Genomic DNA, 15,272 nt, shown 5'->3' on the forward strand with positions numbered 1-15,272 from the left:
GGCGAATTGGTCGCGTTGGAGCACATCCTGCACGAAATGCGTTTGTTCAAAAGCCCGGAAGAGCTGAAATTGATGCGCCGCGCCGCCGAAGTTTCCGCCAAGGCCCACGTTCGGGCAATGCAAGCTTGCCAACCGGGCTTGTACGAGTATCAGATCGAAGCGGAACTGATTCATGAATTCATTCAGGACGGATTGCGGGCGGTAGCCTATCCGTCCATCGTCGCCGGTGGTAAAAATGCCTGTGTGCTGCATTACGTCGAGAATAAGGACAAGCTGAATAAGGGCGATCTGTTGTTGATCGATGCCGGCGTCGAATGCGACCACTACGCCGCCGACATTACCCGCACGTTTCCGGTTTCGGGCAAGTTCAGCGAACCACAGCGGCTACTCTATCAATTGGTGCTGGATGCCCAAACCGCGGCATTGGCCGAAATCAAACCCGGCAATCCGTGGAACAAGGCCCACGACGCCTCGGTGGAAACGTTGACCAGGGGTTTGGTCGAGCTTGGCTTGTTAAAAGGCCGGGTCAAGAAATTGATCAAGGACGAAAAATACAAACAGTTTTACATGCACCGCATCGGTCATTGGCTAGGCATGGACGTGCACGATGTCGGCGATTACAAAATCAAGGACGAATGGCGCTTGCTGGAGCCCGGTATGGTATTGACCGTCGAACCCGGCTTGTACGTGCCGGCCCAGTGCGAAACTGTGGACAAACAGTGGCGCGGCATCGGCATTCGGATCGAGGACGACGTGCTGGTGACCAAGGACGGTCACGAGATTTTGACCGGTGGCGTGCCCAAACGCATTGCCGATATCGAAGCGTTGATGAATGCCTAAATGGCCCACGACTACGACCTGATCATCGTCGGCGCCGGCTTGGCGGGCAACTGCCTGGCGTTGGCGCTGAGGAACAGCGGCTTGAAAATCGCGCTGGTCGAAGCCAATAGCCGCGAGCAACTACGCCACTCGCCGGCCGGCGACCGGGCATTGGCCTTGGCGAAGGGTTCCGTCGAGTTGCTGGATCAGTTGGGCGCGTGGCGCGGCGTGGCCGCCAAGGCCACCGCGATCGCGGACATCCATATCTCCGACCGCGGTCATTTCGGCAAAACCCGGCTGTCGGCGGCGGAGCAGGGCGTCGATGCCTTGGGTTACGTGATTGTCGCCCGCGACATCGAACAGCATGCGGCCGACCTGGTCGAAAAAACCGACACTGATTGCCTATATCAAACGCGGGTTGCCGGCTTGATGGCGGGATACGATGCCGTCAACGTCAGCTTGAAGCAGGCCGACGGCCGCTCGTTGAATTTGAGTGCCCAAGTGCTGGTCGGTGCCGATGGCGGCAACTCGACGGTGCGCAAGTTACTGGAAATTCCCCAGCAAGTCAGCGAATACGGTCAAACCGCGCTGGTGACCACGGTGCAATCGGCGTTGCCTAATCGCCATGTCGCTTTCGAGCGTTTCACCGAATTCGGCCCGTTGGCCTTGCTGCCGGTGGCGGCCAAGCAATCCGCAGTGGTGTGGACCCGCAGTCATGAGCAGGCCGAAGCCTTGTTGGCTGTTAACGATCGAGAGTTTCTCGCCGAACTGCAAAATTGTTTCGGTTATCGCTTGGGTGAACTGAAACTGGTCGCGCCGCGCCGCGCATTTCCGCTGAGTTTGATCCGCGCCGAAAGTATGGTGGCCGACCGGACCGTGATCATCGGCAACGCCGTCCACCAATTGCATCCGGTGGCGGGCCAGGGCTTCAATCTGGGCATTCGCGACGTCGCCTTGTTGGCGGAACTGTTGATGGACCAGCACGATCGCGGCGGCGATCTCGGTGCGGCCAGTCTATTGCGCGACTACAGCCGGCAACGCCGCCAGGATCACGACCGTACGATCGGTTTTACCGATACCGTGGTCCGACTGTTCTCGAACAACCGCTTGCCGGTGGCCGCGTTGCGTAACGCCGGTCTGGCGGTACTGGATCACCTGCCGTTCGCCAAATCGGCGCTGGCCAAGCATGCGATGGGCTTGGCCGGTAAATTGCCGAAATTGGGTAAGGACGAATAATCGCGGCCGCCGCTTCGGCGAGGCGGCCGGTTGGCGTGGCTCAGGCTCTGGACGAAAATTCGCCGGTTTCGGTGTTCACCTTGATGATCTCGCCGGTTTCGATGTATTCCGGGATCTGCACTTCCAGGCCGGTCGTCAATTTCGCGGTTTTGGTGCGCTTGGTGGCGCTGGAGCCTTTCATCGCCGGCGGCGTTTCGACAATCTGCAACGTGACCGTCGTCGGCAATTGAATGCCCAGCGGCGCGTCGTCCATCAGCAACATGATGATGCCTTCCAGGCCGTCGCTCAAATACAGCGTCTGGCCTTCCAAATCCTCTGCCGCCAGCGCGTATTGCTCGTAAGTCTCGCTGTTCATGAAGTAATAGGTTTCGCCGTCCTGGTAGGAATACTGCACGTTGCAGCGCGAGCAATCCGCGGCCTTCAGCATGTCGTCGCTCTTGAAGGTTTCGTCCAGCTTTTGGCGGGTTTTCATGTGGGTGAAGCGGACTTTATACAAGGTCGTCGCGCCGCGCGACGTCGGATTGCGCACATCGATGCTTTTGACGACATAGGGTTCGCCGTTGATTTCGATAGCGGTTCCTTGCTTGAGTTCGTTGGCTTTAGGCACTGCTTATTCCTCGTGTATTGAAGGGGGTAAAAGGGATTGCCATTGGCCGGCGATCAGGCCGGACAGCGGTTGATAGTCGATTTTGTAGCGCATTTTACGGCATTCGGCGATCCAAAAACCCAGATAAACGTAAGGCAGTTCCAATTGTCTGGCGTATTCGATCTGCCACAGCACCGCATACACGCCGGGACTGTAGGCCGCCATAGCCGGGTCGAAAAAGGTATATACCGCCGACAGGCCGTGATCGACAACATCGACGACCGCGACGGCCGCCAGCCGGCCTTCGATCAAGAATTCGACGAAATGGGTATCGCACCAACGGCTGCCGAGAAAACGCAAATAATCTTCCTCGCTCGGCGGCGCTTCGTCCGGTTTGTCGTGGCGAGCCCGCAGATAGGTTTGATAAAGCCGGAAATGGCGAGGATCGAATTCGGCGCCGCGTATGACGGTCCGGGTGGATGCGTTCCGCGTCAGGCAACGGCGTTGTTTGCGGTTCGGTTGGAATTCTTGCACCGGAACGCGGGTGGGTATGCAGGCTTGGCAGTAGTCGCAATGCGGCCGGTACACGTGATCGCCGCTGCGCCGGAAGCCCAGTTCGATCAGGCGCGAATAAACGGCGGGATCCAGTTCGGTATCGGGATGGACGAAGGCCGAGCGAGCGCGCCGATCGTCCAGATAGGCGCAATCCTGTTCGCCGCTCAGCCAAAGAGAAATCGATTTTAGATTTGCCACGCTTGCGGATGCGGTGCCTGTTTGCACAAGACGGCCAGTGCCGCCGCGAATTCGCGGCGCGGGATGTCCTCGGCGCCTAAACTCAATAAATGATCGCTACTGACTTGGCAGTCGATCAACTGGTAACCCCAGCTATCCAAATGACGCACCAAATCCACGAACGCGACTTTCGACGCATCGGTGGCGCGATGGAACATCGATTCGCCGAAGAACACCCGGCCGATCGCCAGACCGTACAAGCCGCCGACCAGTTCACCGTTTTGCCAGGTCTCCCAGGAATGCGCGACGCCGAGTTGATGTAGCGTTTGGTAAGCGGCGCGCATATCGTCGGTGATCCAGGTGCCGCCATCCTCCCGGCGCGGCGCGGCGCAGGCCTCGATGACCTCGGCGAAAGCCGTGTCGCGGCGGATTTCGAAATGCCCTCTACGCAGAGTTTTCGCCAGGCTGCGCGATACGTTCAAACTCTGCGGAAACAATACCAGGCGTGGATCGGGCGACCACCACAAGATCGGTTCGCCGGGGTTAAACCACGGAAACGCGCCGTGCCGGTAAGCGTTAACCAGACGCCGAGGCGATAGACAACCGCCTATCGCCAGCAGGCCGTTAGGCTCGGTCAGCGCGCGTTCCAACGGCGGGAACGCTTGACCGGGGCGTAGGGGGTCGAGAACGCTGAGTTGCATGCTGGCCGGACGTGAATGAATGGAGTTGCCAACATTGTAAAGCAAACCGGCTTACGGCGGATTGCTGGCGGGCGGCGGCCGTTAAGACTTCGCGGTGGACGGGTATCGGTCGGGCTGAAAACGGACTCACGTATTCAGCGACAGTCCCAACACGAAATCGACCAGATTGAACGTCAAGCCAAAAATCGCTAGTTCCAGTTTGGCGGGAGATTTAAACAGCGAGGTCGCGGCCAGCATCATGCCGCAAGCATTGGCGGCCAGGAAACCGTATTGCATCAAGCGTAACACCAACAATGAATTGTGGACGGGACCGTCGCTGGCTTGCACCGCGAACGACAACGGTAGCAAGAACGTCAGCCAGACTATCAGCGCGATGCCGCCAATAATCAATGCCGATCTGGCATAGCCGTACGAGCGATAGCGTCGCTTGCGGAGATTGGTCTGGCGGGAGATTTTGTTGTGGGTCAAGATGGACGCGGGCGGGTTTGTAACGGATATTTAGTTCTAAACGCTTGGGTGGGCAAAGTCACGGATGACGGCTGAAAACTGTCGCGCGGTGCAAATAATATTTTGCACTCCAAACGGCGCGGACTAATACTGTTAAGTTGCCGCGCCGCGAATGCACGCAAAACATGCCGGATACCGATTTCGGACTTGTTTAGAACCAAATCAATGCGGCGTTCGGAGGTAATGAAGAGCGGGGGGATTCGGCAACGAAGTCGTCGACAAACCCCAGAACGGCAAGCCCGGTTTAAACCGGTGCGGCCAACATGCCTTGGGTGACGATGAATTGAGCGACGGCGTCCAGGCCAACGCCGGCCTTGATATTGGTAAACACGAACGGCCGCTCGCCGCGCATTTTCTTGGCGTCGCGGTCCATCACCTCCAACGACGCACCGACGTAAGGCGCCAGATCGATTTTATTGATCACCAATAAATCCGATTTGGTAATGCCGGGGCCGCCCTTGCGCGGAATCTTGTCGCCGGCCGAGACGTCGATTACGTAAATGGTCAAATCGGCCAGTTCCGGGCTGAAGGTGGCGCTGAGATTGTCGCCGCCGCTTTCGACCAACACGAAATCCAGCTCCGGAAAGCGCTCGCACAACTCGTCCACCGCCGCCAAGTTCATAGACGCATCTTCGCGGATCGCGGTATGCGGACAGCCGCCGGTTTCCACACCCAGGATGCGTTCTTCCGGCAAGGCCTGGCTCCGGATCAGAAATTGCTGATCCTCGCGGGTGTAGATGTCGTTGGTGACCACGCCGATTTGAAATTCTTCGCGCATGCGTTTGCACAGCGCATCCACCAAAGCGGTTTTGCCGGAACCTACCGGGCCGCCGACGCCGATTCTCAATACCTGTTTGTCGTTCATGTTGTCTCCAGTTGCCCGGATGGTATCCGGAATTTAAGTTGATCCAACCTCGATTCCGCAGTGCGGCAGCGAGGATGCGTTTGTCGGTAGCGGCGAATTATTCACCCGGCCCGCTTTATCACCGGTATTCCGTTCGGGCCGAGCTTGTCGAAGCCTGGGGTGGCAAGCCCTTCGACAGGGCGAACAGAGCGCAGGGCAATGCCGTTAAGTTAAGCCGTTCGTGGTGAGCCTGTCGAACCATGAGCGGCTTAACTTAACGGCATCGAAGCGCAAGCTGGGCACAATAAGTGCCCACCTGTAACCTCAAGACCTAAACAGCCGCGAATATTGCATTTCATGGCGACTGCTGGCCAAGGCCAGACCGAAACAACTGCCGCCGATCTGGTCGTCATTCAATTGCAATGCCCGCTCGACCAAAGCCGGCAACTCGCCGGCCAAGCTTTGCAGCAACTGCTGCCCGGCCACCTGGCCCAACGGCACCAATTTGATCGCGCCCAGCACTTGGTTTTCCAACCAACCCCACAAATAGCCGGCAACCGCATCGGCTTTATCGATTTGCCAGCGCGTCGCGGCCAATGCGAACAAGGCCGCCAGGGTCGCATCGGGCCGTTTTTGCCAAGTCTGGGCTTCCGGCATCTCCAACTTGACCAGCAAGCGCGCCAGGGCCTGGCCGGTCTGCTTGTCCTCGGCGCGCAATTCGGCGGTTTCCCGGCAGGCGCTCAGGGTTTGGCTCCAATGCGTGACAGCTGTAAGGTCATTGGTCCGCCAGGCATCGTACAACCTTGCCAACAACGGCGCATCGACCTTGCCCAAGCCGTTGTGCAACAAGCCGCGCAGCCAGTCGCCGGTTTGTTCGGCATTGGTTACCCAGCCGTCATGCACCGCCGTTTCCAGCCCCTGGGAATAGCTGTACATGCCGATCGGCAAACTGGGGCTGACCAGTTGCAGCAGCCGCAACAAGCTTAAATTAGTGACCATGGCTGTGATAAGCGCCGGCTTCCGGTTCGAACGGCAGGGTTTGATGCTCGACGGTCAAACCCAATCCGACCAGCATTTGATCCAGCACATGATCGGTCAAAAAGCGCAGTTCGCCGGGTAAAATTTGCAAGGCCACGTGACGGTTGCCCAAATGGTAACAGGCGCGGGCGAACAACATCGGATCGGCGCATTTCACCACCGATAAGGCTTCCGGCGCGGCGTTGACCCGCACCTTGAAGCCCTGGGCGTTGGTTAGCACCGCGCCGTGCTTCAAGGTTTGCCCTCTGGGCAAAAACACCCCGACTTGAACGCCGCCTTGGGTAATGGCCGGTTGCCGGGACTTTTGCCGGGCCTCGAAGGGCAGGGTTAGGGTGTCGTCGGGAGATTCTTGGGATTCTGTGGTTTCGGTGAGTTTTAGCATTTGCTTATTTTGTGTAGGTCGGGTTAGCGAAGCGTAACCCGACACGTCGGCTTCCAGATTACTTGATGTCTTTTGGTCTTGTTGTGTCGCTGTCGCGACGGGTTTTTTACATGTCGGTTCGCGGACCGACAACCGCGTTACTTTCGCTACGAAAATCGTCCCTGGTTTTCGCCCTTTGGCCAACCTGTCGGTTGTTCAAATTCATTCCAAACGAATTTGTGCTTGGCCTCGGCAATTGCTCCATGCCTTGCTATACCTCCGGCATCCATATGGAAAAAGCCCCTCTCCCTTTGGGATAAGGTTGGGATGACGGAAACAAAATAAAGCTTTCTTGCCTATTTATCGCTCTCACCCTAGCTCTTCCTGAGGCAGAGGGGAGCATCCGTTCTTAACTAAATGGCAGTGGCGCAGCGCGTGGGGAAGCATAAAATTATCAGCAGCCACCGCCGCCTTCGTTTGAATGATTACTGGGGCCAATTTTCCGCCATTCACTATACCCGCAGCGTTTGCAACGATAGAAATATTCCAATTCATATACGGCTTGTTTCAATTGCCGGCTCTGGCCGGTTTTATTAAACGACCTGTATTCCTGGCAATGCGGGCATTGGTCAATGAAACACAAACCGATACAAACCACAAACAACAAAATCAGTATGAAAAATGCCATTTAATGACGCTTATTTATTTGATGTCGCTGTCGGGGCGGGTGGTTGAAATGTCGGGTCTCGGCCCGACAGCCACGATACTTTCGCTACGAAAATCATTCCTGGTTTTCTCTCTACGGGCCTTGATGTCTTTTGGTTTTGTTGTGTCGCTGTCGCGACGAGTTTTTTACATGTCGGTTCGCGGACCGACAACCGCGATACTTTCTTTTGCTTGGCCAAAAGAAAGTATCCAAAGAAAAGGCCATCCCATGCCGCTTGAATCACTCGGTACATTCATATACCTTGCCCTTCGAGTGCTATCGCATGCAAATCGGCTATCCTGTCGATTTGCCCTGTGCTCCGAAGGGTTTGAGCGGGGGCTCGAATGGGCATTCAGCCCCTGCGAAAAACGCGATGTATCCTTGCATCGCCCCTGCGGACAAATCCGCCTCAACCCTCCGGTACTCGGCGCGGCGTCAGGGGAGAAAAAAACTCCCAACATTAATGCTGTCTTGTTTCTTATCGTTCCGAAACTCCAGCGTCGGAACTACTCAAGACGTGGGTTAATTGCTTTGCAATATGGGTGTAAACCCTTTGGTTGCTAACCATAAGCCTATGTAACGGTGCATTGATTTTATGGTTGCTAGCCATCCGCCATTCGGAGCTTTTGGACGGCACTATCATCGCATCTAGCGGCGTTCTATACGTATGTAAGGCAATATGCGCAAGCTTGTTTTCGGACTTGGCTAGTTCATTAAGTAACGGGCTATTCGGCCTTAAATCCTTTACGCCTTGGCCGGGGTACAAATACGCGGTTAGCGTTCCTTTGAGCGGACCGGATATCGCGAAAAAAGCTTTTGTCCGTCGATAGCCGTCTAATTGTTGCAAGTAATAACGGGATACTATTGTGCCCATACTAAAACCGACAACGGCAATCGGCTCATCGTTACTAACTTGTTCGTCAATATATTGCTTCAGTTTTTCAGATAGATCGGCAATTCCTAGTCGCGCATCTGCTGGTTTTAAGTCAGGTGCAAAGCATTGATGACCGTTTGCTTCCAATTTCGCGATTAAACGGTGAAATATTCTTCCTGTATCAAATATGCCATGGACAAGTATTACTTTCATAATCGGATATTTAGGATATTTGTTGTATTGTTGAGCCGATTTTGAAGTGCCCAGGTTGAGCACGATTTAGCCAGCGTAGGACAATGGGATGGACTCCTCCCCCCTAGCGGCATCGAAGTGCCGGAGGGGTAAACTTAAGTGACCCAACAAACGGATAACGACACCTAAAAACACAAAAACCATCAAGTAGGGTTTGCTTCGCGATATATGCCCATGGATAACGCTATAAACCAAACTCAAGCCATTTTCGGATCAGAATCATCCGAAAGATGGACGTTAAATTTCAGTCCCAATGCATTTGTCACCTTCAAAATAGTGCCGAAACTTGGATTACCCTCGCCGGACAACGCTTTATATAAACTTTCCCGCCCCATACCGGTATCCTTGGCCAACTGCGTCATGCTGCGGGCGCGGGCGACATTGCCCAAGGCTTTGGCGATAAAGGCGGCGTCGTCGCCGGCTTCTTCGAAACAAGCTTGCAAATACAATTCGATGTCTTCGTCGGTTTGTAAATGCTCGGCCGAATCCCAGCGTTTTAATTTGATTGTCATGATTGCTCCTTAATTTGTCTGGCCAACTGAATAGCGGTCTTGATGTCTTGAGCCTGCGAGGACTTATCGCCGCCAGCCAGTAGTACAACGATTTCGTAGCCGTCTCCACGTTGCGTGTAATAAATCCGATAACCCGGACCGGTGTTGACGCGCATTTCGGATACGCCTTCGCCAACCGGTTTGCAATCGCCGAAATGACCATCCTCGGCACGGTCGATACGCATTTGGATACGACGTTTGGCCTGAATGTCTTTCAAGCCGGTAAACCAGTGGTCGAAAAGCTCGGTCGTTAAAACGGTTTTCACGTTCCGATTGTATCCTAATTTATACAGATATAAAGCGATTGATCGGACTTAAACATTCCAGCCTTTCAACATCAAAACAAAAAATCCAACGCCGCCCTAATCTCAAACCGCAAAGCCTCCAGCGATGTTACCGGCTCCGTCAATATTCTTACCGGAACCGCAGCCAATTCCGGCATTTCCAAAACGTATTCGACGCCGTCGATGTCCAAGACCGGCATTAAATTAGCCGGTAACGAAATCGCCCGGAAGCGGTCGCGCCGCCGTAACGGGACCACAATCCGGCTATCCAAGCCATTCAAAACATCGCTTTGCACATCCAACAAAAAGGGTGCATCGGCGGATTTGTCGCTGTTATTGCCGTAGACCTCGAAACGCGCCATGTCAGAAGATCCGGAATTCGTCTAGCGGTAAACCATCTTGTTCCAAGATTTGGTTATAGGCCGAAATAAATTCGGCATGTTCCTGCCGCCAACGGCTTTCGCGCTCGCTACGCACCAGTTCGCGCAAGTAACGGTCGCAGGCTTGCGAAATATTCATGTTCAACGTCTTGGCTTCGGCCAGCACGTCGGCGGACAAGGTGAGATTGGTGGCTTTTTGACTGTGCTGTTGGGTGCCATGATTACGCCTTAATGCGTCTAATGTATGCGCAACATAATGCACATGACAGCTAATGCTTGTACATCGGGTGAATTCCCCATGCCGAGCCGAGCACCGGAGGGTTCGACTGGTAACCAAGCTCCAGCTTGGTTACCTGATCTTGGAAACTCCCGTTTCCCGGTCAAATCAATCAAAGCTGGCGTTTTCAAGGCGCGGTTCCCAAACTGGAGTTTGGGGAACCTCCGCAAGTCTTTTTGCTTTTCGTTTAATGCTCCGAGCTTCACGCGCAAGGCTTTTTGCCTTTCGTTTATTGCTCGGAGTCTCGCGCGCAAGTCTTTTTGTGTTGCGTTTATCGCTCGGAGCCTTGCGCCCAAGTCTTTTTGTTTTGCGTTTATTGCTCGGAGCCTTGCTCGCCAGTCTTTTTGCGTTGCGTTTGCCGCCGGAGACAGCATCGACAAGACGGCTGGCGTTGTTGGCCCGGTTTCGAATCGCACCGCACCGGTTAAACGCTTTGAGTAGCGCAAGCCGTGCCTTGCATTTGCGGTTGCAAACTAGGCGTGACTGGCTGGGCGCCGCAGTGCCGATGCAGCCTTGAGCCCCGGATGCCGCGCCGAGTATCGGGATATACCGAGTAAGTCATCCGCGTTTGCGCCAATGGCCGCCCGAAATAAAGCGTGGAAACCGTCACACTTTTCCAGTCTAAAACTTAACAGAGCGCCAAGGATAGTTTCCCTAAATTAACACCGTCCCAAACAGTTTCGCGGAGATTAAAAAAATGATCGCGAAGACCTACGGACACACTGCCCTTGCATTTGGATATTACCCATTTCCGAGTATGTGATATTCCAGATTTAAGCGCAGTGATCGCCAATTAATCCTTGTGTTTACTATCTTTTAGGTGAATCTCATGAAAACCATCAAAAATCTGTTGTTAATGTTGTCTGTAGTTGCTGCTTCCATGTTTGGCGCTAGTGCCGCCAATGCGGCGAGTTGTGGCGGAGGTTGGACTTATGTCTCCGGTGTCTACGAATATAATGTAAACGGCAACACATACGGTTATATTTACACGGTGCCTGAGCACACCGTGTTGCCGGGCTATACCAACTATTTCCTGACCTACAATAAAGAGGCTTTGATTCAGGCAAAAATGGCGCTGCAAAACCATCAAAGCTTGTATTTGTACGGTGATTCCGGCACTGCAGCCTGCCCAACTTCCGGATCTTTCCGCTACCTGGGTACTTTAACCTATCTGTACGAGTATTAAGCGCTAAACCGGATCATGCGGAATCTTCGGTCCGATTCATTCGGCTGGGATTCCGCTTCCAGCAAACTCAAACTAGGTCAAGATCATGAACAAACTTGTCTCAATACTGGGTGTGGCTAGCATTTTTGCGAGCGGATATTTTGCCGGTCAGCAATTTCCGGGTCGCGGCGAGAGCCAACCGGCGGCACCGGAACATGCCGCTTCAGCTTCCGCACCGGTTGTCCCGGTTGGCGCCAACAGAAGGCTGGATATTTCGCCGGCAAATACCGCAATGTCTCAGGACACTCAATTACCCCCGCACGAGCGCCAACGGCTGGCGCCAGCCAATAGCTTGTCGCCCGAGGGTGAGGCTGCGCGTAACGAAGCCAATGCCGAGATGATTGCGTCGATGCGAGCTAACCATTTACCGGATGAGCATATTGCTCAAATGGAACAGACTTTGAAAGAACAGGAATCTGCTGGTCCCGTTCAGCCCGAAGAACCGGTCGCGGAACGAACCGGCGCGGAATTGAGCGCAGAGTTACGGGCAAGCCTCAAGCAATCCGGTGTTCCGCCGGAAATCATCGAAGCGATGGCTCAGCAAGTGGAAGCCGACACCGTCAGCATCGACGAACCGGTTCCGCCCCATAAAGCCCCCAGACCGGGTTCCTGAGCCAACGGCTGGCGAGTTTTCTTCCGCCATCCCTTTCTTGTTGTGGCTGGCCGATACCTGGCCGGACACGGGATAGGGATGGCTAAATCGTCCTCAAAACAAAAAATACCGCTGCGCCATCGGCAACACCACCGCCGGTTCGCAAATCAACAACTCTCCATCCGCCCGTACCTGATAAGTCTGCGGACAAACTTCCATCACCGGCTGGTAGTTGTTCAATTTCAAATCCGCCTTGCCGATGTTGCGCGTATTTCGCACCGTACCGACCCGCTTTTGCAAGCCCAATTGCCCGGCCACGCCGGCCGATACTGCCGCTTGCGGCAAAAAGATCATCGACGTGTTGCCGGCGGTGCGGCCGAAGCTGCCGAACATGGGCCGGTAATGCACCGGTTGCGGGGTGGGTATCGAGGCGTTGGCATCGCCCATCGGCGCGGCGGCGATCAGGCCGCCTTTGATGATCAGGCTGGGTTTGACGCCAAAAAACGCCGGTTGCCACAATACCAGATCGGCCAGTTTGCCGACTTCGATGGAACCCACTTCGTGGCTGATACCGTGGCTGATGGCTGGGTTAATGGTGTATTTGGCGATGTAGCGCTTGATGCGGAAGTTGTCGTTTTGCGCGGTGTCGCTGCCCAAGGCACCGCGCTGCGCTTTCATTTTGTGCGCGGTTTGCCAGGTGCGGATCACCACTTCGCCGACCCGGCCCATGGCTTGTGAATCCGAAGAAATCATCGAAAACGCGCCCAGGTCGTGCAGGATGTCCTCGGCGGCGATGGTTTCGCGGCGGATGCGCGATTCGGCGAAGGCCACGTCTTCCGGAATGCTCGGATCGAGATGATGGCAAACCATCAGCATGTCCAAATGCTCGTCGACGGTGTTGACCGTGTAGGGCCGGGTCGGGTTAGTCGACGACGGCAGCACGTTGTTCAGGCCGCAAGCCTTGATGATGTCCGGCGCATGGCCGCCGCCGGCACCTTCGGTATGGTAGGTATGTATCGTGCGGCCCTTGAAGGCGGCGAAGGTGTCTTCGACAAAGCCCGACTCGTTCAAAGTGTCGGTGTGGATCGCCACCTGCACATCGTAATCGTCGGCCACGCCCAGGCAGCAGTCTATCGCCGCCGGGGTGGTGCCCCAATCTTCATGCAGTTTCAGGCCCATCGCCCCGGCTTTGATTTGTTCTTCCAATGCACCGGGCAGGCTGGCGTTGCCCTTGCCCAGCAAGCCAAAGTTCATCGGCAATCCATCCAGCGCTTTCAGCATTTGTTGCAGATGCCACGGCCCCGGCGTGCAGGTAGTGGCGTTGGTGCCGGTGGCCGGCCCCGTGCCGCCGCCGATCATCGTTGTTACGCCGGAGCACAGCGCTTCCTCAATCTGCTGCGGGCAAATGAAATGGATGTGGGCGTCGATGCCGCCGGCGGTCAGTATCTGGCCTTCGCCGGCGATAACTTCGGTGCCGGGGCCGACGATGATGTCCACGCCGGGCTGCACGTCCGGGTTGCCGGCCTTGCCGATCTTGAAAATGCGGCCGTCCTTGACGCCGACGTCGGCTTTGACGATGCCCCAGTAATCGATGATCAGCGCGTTGGTAATCACCAAATCCACCGCGTGGTCGTTGCCGAGCTGGCTTTGGCCCATGCCGTCGCGGATCACCTTGCCGCCGCCGAATTTCACCTCGTCGCCGTAAACGGTGTAATCGGCTTCCACTTCCAAAATCAAATCGGTGTCGGCCAGCCGCAGGCGGTCGCCGGTGGTGGGGCCGAACATGTCGGCGTAAGCGGTTCTGCTGATTCTACTCATGCGGTTTTCTCCAATGCGCCCATCACCTCGCCGCGAAAGCCGTAGACTTTGCGCTCGCCGGCAAAAGCCACCAACTGCACCTCGCGTTGCTGGCCCGGCTCGAAACGCACCGCAGTGCCGGCCGGAATATCCAATCTAAAACCCAAGGCCACACTGCGGTCGAAGTGCAAAGCCGGGTTGGTTTCGTAAAAATGATAGTGCGAGCCGACCTGAATTGGCCGGTCGCCGCTGTTGGCAACCAAGACTTTAACGGTGGCGCGGCCGGCGTTGAGTTCGATGTCGCCGGCGGCTGGGAAGAGTTGTCCGGGGATCATTTTGGGCTCCTTTTATTCATTTTTTCCGCGTGGGCACGATAAATCGTGTCCACCCTACATGTTGGATTTTCTTTGCTTTCTGACGAATTGTCGTAGGGTGGGCACGTGCTTTTTGTGCCCACGCGATGATTAAACAATTGGCTCATGCACCGTCACCAGTTTGGTGCCGTCGGGAAACGTCGCTTCCACCTGCACCTCGGTCAACATCTCGGCGATGCCGTCCATCACGTCGTCGATGCTCAACAGCGTGCGACCATAAGCCATCAACTCGGCCACGGTCTGGCCGTCGCGGGCGCCTTCCATGATGGCGGCGGAGATATACGCCACCGCTTCCGGGTAGTTAAGTTTCAAACCTCTGGCTTTGCGGCGCTCAGCGAGGAGGGCGGCAGTGAAGAGGAGGAGTTTGTCTTTTTCTCTTGGTGTTAATTGCATGGCGTTATCGTCAGCTAAATAGTAATTTTTGGAATGTTAGTAAGTTGTATCGCGGCTAAATGTTTTCCAATTTGCATAGGGCTATGTTCCGAGTTATCGTGTCGTACCGTTTTTTGTACAACAGGAGCATCAATGGACGCCATCAGTTACAGCGCCGCTCGCGCCAATTTAGCCAAAACCATGGACAAGGTTTGCGCCGACCATGCCCCCATCATCATCACCCGCAAAAGCGAATCCCCGGTGGTGATGCTGTCTTTGGAAGACTACCAAGCCATGGAGGAAACCGCCTATTTATTACGCTCGCCAGCCAACGCCCGCCGCTTGCTGGAATCCATCGCCGAGCTGGAATCCGGCCAAGGCACGGAGCATGAGTTGATCGAGTGAAAATCACTTTTTCCGCCGATGCCTGGGATAGCTATCTGTACTGGCAAACCACCGACAAGGCCGTTCTTAAACGCATCAACCAATTGATCAAGGAAATCCAGCGCCAACCGTTCGAGGGCATCGGCAAGCCGGAACCTTTGAAACACGGTTTGTCCGGCTATTGGTCGCGGCGGATTAACGACGAGCATCGAATCGTTTATAAGGTTACCGGCGATACTTTGTTGATTGCGCAGGTGCGGTATCACTATGAGTATTAATCTTGGTTGGTGTCGCTGGTTGTTTATTTGGTGTCGCTAACGCGACGGTTTTTTAAATGTCGGTTCGCGGACCGACAACCGCGATACTTTCTTTTGTTTGGC

21 protein-coding genes are annotated in these 15,272 nt (G+C 55.3%); 6 read left to right on the top strand and 15 right to left on the bottom strand.

The features are described 5' to 3' along the window. Window positions 1-840, top strand: an 840-nt coding sequence (locus A1355_RS08120) for a M24 family metallopeptidase (RefSeq protein ID WP_157197799.1), incomplete at its 5' end; no start/stop codon positions are given. Continuing rightward, the gene (ubiH, locus tag A1355_RS08125) at window positions 841-2,055 is read left to right on the top strand and encodes a 2-octaprenyl-6-methoxyphenyl hydroxylase (protein WP_064026837.1); all 1,215 of its coding nucleotides are present in this window, start codon (window positions 841-843) and stop codon (window positions 2,053-2,055) included. A 40-nt stretch (window positions 2,056-2,095) separates the two neighbouring features. Here ubiH and yeiP read toward each other — a convergent pair whose 3' ends face one another. The 12 genes from yeiP to A1355_RS08190 form a co-directional block, all read right to left on the bottom strand. After that, window positions 2,096-2,662, bottom strand: coding sequence for an elongation factor P-like protein YeiP (gene yeiP, locus A1355_RS08130; protein WP_064026840.1), 567 nt, complete (start codon window positions 2,660-2,662; stop codon window positions 2,096-2,098). A 3-nt stretch (window positions 2,663-2,665) separates the two neighbouring features. After that, window positions 2,666-3,394, bottom strand: a complete 729-nt coding sequence (locus tag A1355_RS08135) for an arginyltransferase (RefSeq protein ID WP_064026842.1) — start codon at window positions 3,392-3,394, stop codon at window positions 2,666-2,668. After that, complete coding sequence (gene aat / locus A1355_RS08140) at window positions 3,382-4,074, bottom strand: leucyl/phenylalanyl-tRNA--protein transferase (RefSeq protein ID WP_064026844.1); 693 nt, start codon at window positions 4,072-4,074, stop codon at window positions 3,382-3,384. Before aat ends, A1355_RS08135 begins: the two co-directional genes overlap by 13 nt. 126 nt (window positions 4,075-4,200) lie before the next feature. Beyond that, entirely contained in the window at window positions 4,201-4,542 is a 342-nt protein-coding gene (locus A1355_RS08145) for a hypothetical protein (protein ID WP_064026847.1), read from the bottom strand. A 283-nt stretch (window positions 4,543-4,825) separates the two neighbouring features. Beyond that, window positions 4,826-5,446, bottom strand: coding sequence for an urease accessory protein UreG (ureG, locus tag A1355_RS08150; protein WP_064026849.1), 621 nt, complete (start codon window positions 5,444-5,446; stop codon window positions 4,826-4,828). 303 nt (window positions 5,447-5,749) lie between these two features. Next, a complete protein-coding gene (locus A1355_RS08155; protein WP_064026851.1) occupies window positions 5,750-6,424 on the bottom strand; it encodes an urease accessory protein UreF in 675 nt (224 codons plus the stop codon). Then, a complete protein-coding gene (gene ureE / locus A1355_RS08160; protein WP_064026853.1) occupies window positions 6,414-6,845 on the bottom strand; it encodes an urease accessory protein UreE in 432 nt (143 codons plus the stop codon). Before ureE ends, A1355_RS08155 begins: the two co-directional genes overlap by 11 nt. Window positions 6,846-8,008: 1,163 nt before the next feature. Further along, window positions 8,009-8,680 carry an alpha/beta fold hydrolase gene (locus A1355_RS08170; RefSeq protein ID WP_082885441.1) on the bottom strand — a complete coding sequence of 224 codons (672 nt, stop codon included), beginning with the start codon at window positions 8,678-8,680 and terminating at the stop codon, window positions 8,009-8,011. A gap of 173 nt (window positions 8,681-8,853) precedes the next feature. Further along, the gene (locus A1355_RS08175) at window positions 8,854-9,168 is read right to left on the bottom strand and encodes an addiction module antidote protein (protein ID WP_064026857.1); all 315 of its coding nucleotides are present in this window, start codon (window positions 9,166-9,168) and stop codon (window positions 8,854-8,856) included. Beyond that, window positions 9,165-9,473, bottom strand: coding sequence for a type II toxin-antitoxin system RelE/ParE family toxin (locus tag A1355_RS08180; RefSeq protein WP_064026859.1), 309 nt, complete (start codon window positions 9,471-9,473; stop codon window positions 9,165-9,167). Before A1355_RS08180 ends, A1355_RS08175 begins: the two co-directional genes overlap by 4 nt. Window positions 9,474-9,544: 71 nt before the next feature. Further along, window positions 9,545-9,853, bottom strand: a complete 309-nt coding sequence (locus A1355_RS08185; protein WP_064026861.1) for a CcdB family protein — start codon at window positions 9,851-9,853, stop codon at window positions 9,545-9,547. Window position 9,854: 1 nt separating this feature from the next. Continuing rightward, the gene (locus tag A1355_RS08190) at window positions 9,855-10,133 is read right to left on the bottom strand and encodes a type II toxin-antitoxin system CcdA family antitoxin (protein ID WP_064026863.1); all 279 of its coding nucleotides are present in this window, start codon (window positions 10,131-10,133) and stop codon (window positions 9,855-9,857) included. An 844-nt stretch (window positions 10,134-10,977) separates the two neighbouring features. Here A1355_RS08190 and A1355_RS08200 point away from each other — a divergent pair. Then, window positions 10,978-11,334: a hypothetical protein gene (locus A1355_RS08200; RefSeq protein ID WP_064026868.1), complete on the top strand. Its 357-nt coding sequence runs from the start codon at window positions 10,978-10,980 to the stop codon at window positions 11,332-11,334. An 85-nt stretch (window positions 11,335-11,419) separates the two neighbouring features. Beyond that, a complete protein-coding gene (locus tag A1355_RS08205; protein ID WP_064026870.1) occupies window positions 11,420-11,986 on the top strand; it encodes a hypothetical protein in 567 nt (188 codons plus the stop codon). Between the two features lie 93 nt (window positions 11,987-12,079). Here the strand turns inward: A1355_RS08205 and ureC are convergent, their stop codons facing one another. From ureC to ureA, 3 genes are all read right to left on the bottom strand, one after another. Continuing rightward, the gene (gene ureC / locus A1355_RS08210; RefSeq protein WP_064026872.1) at window positions 12,080-13,783 is read right to left on the bottom strand and encodes an urease subunit alpha; all 1,704 of its coding nucleotides are present in this window, start codon (window positions 13,781-13,783) and stop codon (window positions 12,080-12,082) included. Further along, window positions 13,780-14,097 carry an urease subunit beta gene (locus A1355_RS08215; protein ID WP_064026874.1) on the bottom strand — a complete coding sequence of 106 codons (318 nt, stop codon included), beginning with the start codon at window positions 14,095-14,097 and terminating at the stop codon, window positions 13,780-13,782. Before A1355_RS08215 ends, ureC begins: the two co-directional genes overlap by 4 nt. Before the next feature lie 129 nt (window positions 14,098-14,226). Beyond that, window positions 14,227-14,529, bottom strand: a complete 303-nt coding sequence (gene ureA, locus A1355_RS08220; RefSeq protein WP_020482653.1) for an urease subunit gamma — start codon at window positions 14,527-14,529, stop codon at window positions 14,227-14,229. 132 nt (window positions 14,530-14,661) lie between these two features. Between ureA and A1355_RS08225 the strand changes: the two genes are divergently transcribed. Both A1355_RS08225 and A1355_RS08230 read left to right on the top strand, forming a co-directional pair. After that, window positions 14,662-14,913, top strand: coding sequence for a type II toxin-antitoxin system Phd/YefM family antitoxin (locus tag A1355_RS08225; protein ID WP_064026876.1), 252 nt, complete (start codon window positions 14,662-14,664; stop codon window positions 14,911-14,913). Then, on the top strand, window positions 14,910-15,170 hold the full coding sequence (locus A1355_RS08230) for a Txe/YoeB family addiction module toxin (RefSeq protein ID WP_064026878.1): 261 nt from the start codon (window positions 14,910-14,912) through the stop codon (window positions 15,168-15,170). Before A1355_RS08225 ends, A1355_RS08230 begins: the two co-directional genes overlap by 4 nt. The last annotated feature ends 102 nt before the right edge of the window (window positions 15,171-15,272 follow it).

The organism is Methylomonas koyamae, assembly GCF_001644025.1.
Lineage (GTDB): Bacteria > Pseudomonadota > Gammaproteobacteria > Methylococcales > Methylomonadaceae > Methylomonas > Methylomonas koyamae_A.